This window comes from Phocaeicola coprophilus DSM 18228 = JCM 13818 (assembly GCF_000157915.1).
GTDB classification, from domain to species: domain Bacteria; phylum Bacteroidota; class Bacteroidia; order Bacteroidales; family Bacteroidaceae; genus Phocaeicola; species Phocaeicola coprophilus.
The window spans coordinates 108,387-109,851 of sequence record NZ_EQ973634.1 but is presented as its reverse complement, the minus strand read 5'-3'; the positions used below and the strand labels follow the sequence as shown (position 1 = coordinate 109,851).

General features: G+C 42.1%; 2 protein-coding genes and 1 pseudogene. 1 reads left to right on the top strand and 2 read right to left on the bottom strand.

The annotated features are described in order from the left end of the window. Both BACCOPRO_RS18290 and BACCOPRO_RS04520 read right to left on the bottom strand, forming a co-directional pair. A pseudogene (locus BACCOPRO_RS18290) lies at window positions 1–267 on the bottom strand (hypothetical protein); the annotation flags it as partial. 32 nt (window positions 268–299) lie between these two features. After that, on the bottom strand, window positions 300–518 hold the full coding sequence (locus tag BACCOPRO_RS04520) for an NVEALA domain-containing protein (RefSeq protein WP_008141371.1): 219 nt from the start codon (window positions 516–518) through the stop codon (window positions 300–302). Window positions 519–711: 193 nt separating this feature from the next. Here BACCOPRO_RS04520 and BACCOPRO_RS17985 point away from each other — a divergent pair. After that, window positions 712–1,465, top strand: a 754-nt coding sequence (locus BACCOPRO_RS17985) for a hypothetical protein (RefSeq protein WP_169306510.1), incomplete at its 3' end; no start/stop codon positions are given.

Below are 1,465 nucleotides of genomic sequence, written 5' to 3'. Positions count from 1 at the left end.
AAACTCCTTCCACTTAGGTAGCTGAAGCTTGCAACTGATACAGCCCACAGAATCGACAAAGACCACTACCTTGTAGTCGGTTTTTGGAATCCTATAAGGAACCGTATCTGTGACGAAACGCGTGAACACCGGATGTGAGGGAAATCTTATCTCCTTGCCGTTCCATTCCTGCACCAGACGTTCCATCTGATTGTGCCTGCTTTCCCGACAGGACACACAAACTGCCAGAAAAGCAGAGAGAAGCAACCATTTTGAATATATCTTCATGCTCAAGACTGACTGTATCACTCAATAACTCACTATCTGATGCCTTCATACTTTACCCATACTTTCATACCATGGCAATCAATATCACCGGAACCATAACAGACATAGTTTCCTCCTTCGCCCTGGGCCAATGCCTCAACATTCTCCAGCATCAATTCACTCATTCCGGCAGATCCTGTGTATTCTACAAACGAGACATAGCCATAAAGACTCATCACGGCTACCGCCATAAAAAGTAACAACTTTTTCATATCGCTTCACAATTTTATTTTTAACTTTGTCACAAAGTTATGGAATAAACAGGAAACTGATACCGAGAAAAATCTGAAAAAACCAATACATAAATGAGAATCAGATATTTAAGCATTGATTTTTCAGGAAGATTTCAGAAAAGATTCAGATAAAATTCAGAAACCGAAGAACATTTCTATGAGCAGGAGCAGGATGAAGCACATAATACCCTATATCGCCATCTTACTGTTGGCGACAGTCACCATTTATTCCAATGCGGAAAAGGAAAGGACACGCATCACCGAAAGGTGTCAGGATACATTCAGCCATGCCATCCGCACAGAAAAAAAACTGCTTATCAAACAGTTCTGCATGCAATACAGACAGGAAAATTCCCCAAACAGCCTGTCGGTGGAAGATAAAAAGGACTGGTACGACCAAAACTACCTTATAGCAACATCTCCGTCCAGGCATCAACTGGACAGCCTTTTCAGGGACGGAGCGCATAAAATCAACCGGAACATCAGTACTGCCATAGGCTATACATTCAATGGTAAGAACTACTTTTCCGGTGATGAAAGTTGCCGAAAATCTGTCATACCGGTACAGGAATGCGTCTACAGGAAAGATACCATCTCCACCACAGATATCGTATTACAGGCTTATATACACATTCCGTTTTATGTCCCCTTGCAGAACACGTACACCTATGCGGTGGTTTTCATGGCAAGTGTAGCCCTGGCCGTCTGCTTCCTCTATACAAGACGCCGCAAGAAGAACATGACCGGCATTCCGCTTCAGGAATTGCCTGAAACCGGAAATAGAACTACTGATAACGCCAGATGGATAATTATAAGCAAAGAAGTATGGTGGGACGAAAAGAACCATATTATAAAAAAAGGAGAAACTTCAATGATTCTGACGGGCGAATCATTGAAGTTTTTCAAACTGTTCTTAGAAAACAAAG